A 6,297-nucleotide genomic window follows, 5' to 3' on the forward strand; every position below is an offset into this window, starting at 1 on the left:
GGGGCACGCGGCGGAGCGGGCGGCGAGGCGCKCSGYSGKGCCSSCCCTCGTCCGCTCCCRCCAGTCACGGAACGGCTCCGCGGGCACCTCCGGCAGATCCCGCGCCGCGCTCCACGCCCTGCCGGGCCCCGGCAGGGTCCGCGGATGGAAGCGCCGGGTGCGCGACGCCAGGCGCTGGCCCGCCCGCAGCGCCCCTGGCCGGGCGAAGGCGAACCCCGCCGCGCGCATCGCCGCCCGCTCCGCCGCGTGCCCCTTGGCGGGCTTCAGCGTCACCTTCGCCCCGCGCCGGGTGACCTCGCCGCCCTGCACCACCCGCTCCCGCAGATGCACGAGGACCTCGGGGATGTCGATGGCCACCGGACACACCTCGTAACAGGCGCCGCAGAGCGAGGACGCGTACGGCAGGGAGGCGTCGATCTCGCTCCCCGTGCCCCGGAGCTGCGGGCTCAGGATCGCGCCGATCGGTCCCGGGTACACCGAGCCGTACGCGTGCCCGCCCGCCCTCTCGTACACCGGGCAGACGTTGAGACACGCCGAGCAGCGGATGCAGCGCAGCGCCTGGCGGCCGACCTCGTCGGCGAGGGTGTCGGTGCGGCCGTTGTCGAGCAGGACCAGGTGGAAGGCGCGCGGGCCGTCCGCCGTCCCGGCGTCCGTGGTGCCCGTCCACATGGACGTGTACGGGTTCATCCGCTCGGCCGTCGACGAGCGGGGCAGGGTCTGGAGGAACACCTCCAGGTCACGCCAGGTCGGAACCACCTTCTCGATGCCCACCACGGAGATCAGCGTCTCGGGCAGGGTGAGGCACATCCGGCCGTTGCCCTCCGACTCCACGACGACCAGGGTGCCGGTCTCCGCCACCATGAAGTTCGCCCCGGAGATGCCCACCTTGGCGCGGAGGAACTTCTCGCGCAGATGCAGCCGCGCCGCCTCCGCCAGCTCGGCGGGGGAGTCGGTGAGTCCGTCCGGGGCGGGGCGCCCCCACGCGCCCATCTCCGCGCGGAAGATGTCGCGGATCTCGCCGCGGTTGCGGTGGATGGCCGGGACCAGGATGTGCGAGGGCCGGTCCTTGCCGAGCTGCACGATCAGCTCGGCGAGATCGGTCTCGTAGGCGTGGATGCCCTCGGCCTCCAGCGCTTCGTTCAGCCCGATCTCCTGCGTGGCCATCGACTTGACCTTGACGACCTCGCTCTCGCCGGTCGCCTTGACGAGGTCGGCGACGATGCGGTTCGCCTCCGCGGCGTCGACCGCCCAGTGCACGGTGCCGCCCGCCCGGACGACCGACTCCTCCAACTGCTCCAGATAATGGTCGAGATGGCGCAGCGTCTCGTCCTTGATGCGCCTGCCCGCCTCGCGCAGCTCCGCCCAGTCGTCCAGCTCGGCGACGGCGCGGGCCCGCTTGTCGCGGATGGTGTGGGTGGCGTGCCGCAGATTGGCGCGGAGCGTGGAGTTGCCCACCGCCTCGTGCGCGGCCTTCGGGAAGGCCGGGAACGCGGGCATGCCGACAAATGTGCCGCCGCTCATGACAGGGGCTCCTCCTCCGTGCTCGCCAGGATCTCCGCGATGTGGACCGGACGCAGGGCCGTGCGCAGCCGCGTCATCGTGCCGCCGATGTGCATCAGACAGGAGTTGTCCGCGGCGCAGAGCACATCGGCGCCTGTGGACTCGGCGTGCCGGACCTTGTCCGCGCCCATGGCCGCCGAGACATCGGAGTTCTTCACCGCGAAGGTGCCGCCGAAGCCGCAGCACTCCTCGGCGCCCGGCAGCTCCACGAGCTCCAGCCCCTCGACCGCCCGCAGCAGCCGCGTCGGCCGGTCGGCGAGGCCGAGGGAGCGCAGGCCGTGGCAGGTCGGATGGTAGGTGACGGTGTGCGGGTAGTACGCGCCGACGTCCGTGACCCCGAGGACGTCCACCAGGAACTCGGTCAGCTCATACGTCCTGGGGACCACCGGCGCCAGCGTCCGCGCGAGCCCGTCGCCCCGGCCCTCCGCCCGCGCCCGCTCGCCCATGCGCGGGTACAGCTCGCGCACCATCGCCCCGCAGGACCCGGAGGGCGTCACGATCGCGTCATAGGCCTCGTCGCCGAAGACATCGGAGAAGTGCCGGGCGAGCGGCTCCGCCTGGTGGCGGTAACCGGTGTTGTAGTGCGCCTGACCGCAACAGGTCTGCGCTGCCGGGAAGTCGACCTCGACCCCGAGTCTGGTCAGCAGTCTCACCACCGCTCGGCCCGTTTCCGGATAGAGCGTGTCGTTGACACAGGTCAGGAACAGGGCGACACGCATCGCTGGTTCCTCCTCGCCGATCTTCGGATGGGTGCAGCGTACGCGGGGGCGCGGTCAGTACGGGTTCCGAGGGCGGTACGGGTTCCGGGGACGCCGTGCCGCTGCCGGGGATGCCGCCCGGCGGTCCGGCGGCCGGGCGGGTGTGCTGGACTGGGGGCGCCAAGATCCGTACCCGGGCGGAGATCCGCACCCGTGCCGCCGCGGCGGGGCCGTCGCCCGCCCCACCCCGTTCAGGAGCAGCCGTGACCGTCACCTACCGCCAGCCAGGAGTCGTCCTCACCGACCGCCGCTTCGGCGTGCCGCTGGACCACGACGATCCGGCGGGGGAGCGGATCGAACTGTTCGCCCGCGAGGTCGTCCCCGCGGCCCGCGGCGGCGAGGACCTGCCGTGGCTCGTCTACCTCCAGGGCGGTCCCGGCTTCGGCGCCACCCGCTTCCACGGCAAGGAGTCCTGGCTGGGCCGCGCCCTGGAGGACCACCGGGTCCTCCTCCTGGACCAGCGCGGCACCGGAAGCTCCACGCCCGCCAACCGCCAGACGCTCCCCCTGCGCGGCGGCCCCCGCGAGCAGGCCGACTACCTCGCGCACTTCCGTGCCGACTCCATCGTCCGCGACTGCGAGGCGATCCGCTCCGAGGTCACCGGCGGCGCCCCCTGGACCGTCCTCGGCCAGAGCTTCGGGGGGTTCTGCGCCACGCACTACCTCTCGGCGGCGCCCGAGGGCCTCACGGCCGCACTGATCACCGGCGGCCTGCCCACGCTCGACGGCCACGCCGACGACGTCTACCGCGCGGCCTACCCGCGCATGGCCCGCAAGACCGCCGCGCACTACGCCCGCTATCCGCAGGACGTGGAGCGTGCCCGGCGCGTCGCCGCGTACGTCGCCGAGCACGAGCCGGTCCTGAACGGCGGCTACCGGCTCACCGTCGAGGCCTTCCAGTCTCTCGGCATCCTGCTGGGCGGCGCCGACGGCAGCCACCGGCTGCACTACCTCCTTGAGGACGCCTTCGTGCGCACCCCCGCGGGCCCGGCGCTCTCCGACGCCTTCCAGGAGAGCGTGCAGGCGGTGCTCTCGTACGCCGCGGGCCCGCTGTACGCCGTCCTGCACGAGTCGATCTACGGGCAGGGCGGGCGGCCCACCGCCTGGGCGGCCGAGCGGGTGCGCGCCGAGTTCCCGGAGTTCGACGCGGCGAAGACCCTGGCGGGCGACGAGCCGCTGCGGTTCACCGGAGAGGCCGTGCAGCGCTGGATGTTCGACACCGACCCGGCGCTCCGCCCGCTGCGCGAGACGGCCGACCTGCTCGCCGCGCGCACCGACTGGCCGCGCCTGTACGACCTGGACCGCCTCGCGGCGAACGAGGTGCCCGCCGCCGCGGCGGTCTACCACGACGACCTGTATGTCGACACGGAACACTCGCTGCGCACTGCCGACTCGATCCGGGGCCTGCGCACCTGGGTCACCGACGAGTTCGAGCACGACGGGCTCCGGGTCGGCGGCCCGAGGGTCCTCGACCGGCTGCTCGCGATGGTCCGCGGGGAGGTGTGACGACGGGCCGGCGACGGTCCATTGTCCTACCCCCCGACTACGCTGCCGACATGACGGAGTCACAGACGGCGGCCGAGGCCGCGGCGCCCGCGCAGCTCGCCCCCATGCCAGAGGACTGGCGGCGGGCGCTGGCCGTCGTCGCCCACCCGGACGACCTGGAGTACGGCTGCGCCGCCGCGATCGCGGGCTGGACGGACGGCGGGCGCGAGGTCGCCTATGTCCTGGCCACCCGTGGCGAGGCGGGCATCGACACCCTCGACCCCGCGACCTGCGCGCCGCTGCGCGAGCGCGAGCAGCGGGCCAGTGCGGCCGTCGTCGGCGTCGGGACGGTGGAGTTCCTCGACCACAGAGACGGCGTGATCGAGTACGGCACGGCGCTGCGCAGGGACATCGCCGCGGCGATCCGCAGACACCGGCCCGAGCTGGTCATCACCCTCAACCACCGGGACACCTGGGGCGGCGTCGCCTGGAACACCCCGGATCACGTGGCGGTGGGCCGGGCCACGCTCGACGCCGCCGCGGACGCGGGCAACCGCTGGATCTTCCCCGAGCTGATCGGGGAGCAGGGGCTCGAACCCTGGGACGGCGTGCGCTGGGTGGCCGTCGCGGGTTCCTCGACGCCCACGCACGCGGCGGACGCCACGGCCGGGCTCGACCGTTCCGTGGCCTCACTCCTCGAACACCGCACCTACATCCAGGCGCTGACGGACGAGGACCCCGAGAAGTACTGCCGCTCGTTCCTCACGGGCAATGCCCGGGCGCTCGCCCCCCGGTTCGGCGGCCGCCCGGCGGTGGGCTTCGAGCTCTTCACCCGGTGAGGGGGCCGAGGCGCGGATGATCGACACGATCGGCACGGACATCGCGGAGGGTGAGGAGCGGCTGCGCCTCGACGTCGAGGACGGGCTCGGCGTTCTCACGCTCTGCCGCCCGCGCAAGCTGAACGCGTGGAGCTGGGAGTCCACGCGGCAGCTCGGCCTGTTCGCCGACCGCATCCGCTTCGACGACTCGGTCAGGGCGGTCCTGCTGAGGGCGGAGGGGCGGGCGTTCTGCGCCGGGATCGACATCACCGCCCCCGGGGGCGCGGTCACGGGCCGCTCGGGCGCCGAGCGGGTCCACAGCTACTACGAGGCCCTGCGCTGGGTCCATGAGCGTTTCCGGGCCTTCGCCGGGCTTCCGCAGCCGGTGGTCGCCGCCGTCCAGGGGTACTGCCTGGGCTTCGGGTTCGAGCTGGCGCTCATGGCGGACGTGCGGATCGCGGCGGACGACGCGGTCTTCGCGCTCCCCGAGGCCTCGCTCGGCGTGGCCGTCGACGCGGGCGGCGACCTGCGCGTCGCGCGCGAGGCGGGCGCGGGCTGGGCCAAGCTCCTCGCGCTCACCGGGCGCCGTATCGACGCGGCGACGGCGGAGCGGCTGCGGCTGCTGCAACAGGTGGTGCCCCCGGCCGACCTGGACCGGACCGCCCGCGCGGTGGCCGCGGAGATCGCCGCGAACGCCCCGCTGGCCGTGCGGGGCATCAAGCGCGGCATCGACGCGTACGCCGACGCGGGGATGGCCGACGCCCTCGACCGGGTGGCGATGAACGCGGCGATCACTCTGACCTCGGAGGACTCGCGGGAGGGGTACGGGGCGAAGGGCGCGGGCCGCTCGGCGTCGTTCGAGGGGAAGTGAGGGCTCCGGGTCCCGCTCACCCCGCGAACGGGCCGCGCCCCAGCTGGGCGCGCACGGTCGTCACCGGCGGGTTCACCAGCGCGCGGCGCTGCCAGTTCGCGCCGTCGACCACCAGGGTGTGGCCGGTGATGAAGCGGGCGTACGGCGAGGCCAGGAAGGTGGCGGCCCAGCCGAGTTCGCGGGGCAGGCCGACGCGCAGAGCGGGCTGCCGTTCGGCGTACCGGCGGGCGACCTCACCGGCCGCCGCACCCTCCGCCCGGGCGAGGTTGTCGCGGATGCCGGGCGTCATGTCGTCGTGCGGCATCAGTCCCGGGACCAGGCCGTTGACCTGGATGCCGTAGGGGCCCCACTCCACGGCGAGCGTCTCCACCAGGCTCTTCACCCCCGCCTTGGCCGCCGCGCTGTGCGCGAAACCGGGTCCGCCCGTCCAGGCGTACGACGCGCCGACGTCGATGACCGAGCCGGGGGTGCCCGCGGCCAGATGGCGGCGGGCGAACTCGCGCGTCATGAGGAAGGTTCCGGTGAGCGTGGTGTCCACGACCGCGCGCCAGGCGTTGGGGGACATGTCCTCGGCGGGTACGGGGAAGTTGGCGGCGGCGTTGTTCACGAGGACGTCCGGSGGTCCGTACGCCTCCGCCGCCGTAGCGAAGAGGGCGGCGACGCGTKCGGCGTCCCGGATGTCGCACTCCGCCGCCGTCACCCGCCCGCCGAGCGCGGCGAGTTCGGCGCGGGCGGCGTCGAGCCGGTCCGCCCGGCGGCCCGCGATGACGAGATCGGCGCCGAGCCGCGCGAACTCCGCCGCGATC

At 74.1% G+C, this 6,297-nt stretch carries 6 protein-coding genes; 3 read left to right on the forward strand and 3 right to left on the reverse strand.

The window, feature by feature from the left end; genetic code table 11:
• Both AB8Z36_RS29765 and AB8Z36_RS29770 read right to left on the reverse strand, forming a co-directional pair.
• On the reverse strand, window positions 1-1,521 hold a 1,521-nt coding region (locus AB8Z36_RS29765; RefSeq protein ID WP_369216487.1), incomplete at its 3' end, for a LutB/LldF family L-lactate oxidation iron-sulfur protein.
• Entirely contained in the window at window positions 1,518-2,279 is a 762-nt protein-coding gene (locus AB8Z36_RS29770; RefSeq protein WP_369216488.1) for a (Fe-S)-binding protein, read from the reverse strand. The genes AB8Z36_RS29770 and AB8Z36_RS29765, both read right to left, overlap by 4 nt.
• A 242-nt stretch (window positions 2,280-2,521) precedes the next feature.
• On the opposite strand from AB8Z36_RS29770, the gene AB8Z36_RS29775 reads away from it, so the two are divergent.
• The 3 genes from AB8Z36_RS29775 to AB8Z36_RS29785 are packed head-to-tail and all read left to right on the forward strand — an operon-like array spanning window position 2,522 to window position 5,491.
• Complete coding sequence (locus AB8Z36_RS29775; protein WP_369216489.1) at window positions 2,522-3,823, forward strand: alpha/beta fold hydrolase; 1,302 nt, start codon at window positions 2,522-2,524, stop codon at window positions 3,821-3,823.
• A gap of 50 nt (window positions 3,824-3,873) precedes the next feature.
• Window positions 3,874-4,641, forward strand: coding sequence for a PIG-L deacetylase family protein (locus AB8Z36_RS29780; RefSeq protein ID WP_369216490.1), 768 nt, complete (start codon window positions 3,874-3,876; stop codon window positions 4,639-4,641).
• A 16-nt stretch (window positions 4,642-4,657) separates the two neighbouring features.
• A complete protein-coding gene (locus AB8Z36_RS29785; RefSeq protein ID WP_369216491.1) occupies window positions 4,658-5,491 on the forward strand; it encodes an enoyl-CoA hydratase/isomerase family protein in 834 nt (277 codons plus the stop codon).
• A gap of 16 nt (window positions 5,492-5,507) precedes the next feature.
• On the opposite strand, the gene AB8Z36_RS29790 is transcribed toward AB8Z36_RS29785, so the two are convergent.
• Window positions 5,508-6,297: SDR family oxidoreductase (locus AB8Z36_RS29790; protein ID WP_369216492.1), on the reverse strand; the 790-nt coding region annotated here is incomplete at its 5' end.

Source organism: Streptomyces flavofungini, from assembly GCF_041028215.1.
Classification (GTDB): Bacteria; Actinomycetota; Actinomycetes; order Streptomycetales; family Streptomycetaceae; genus Streptomyces; species Streptomyces flavofungini_B.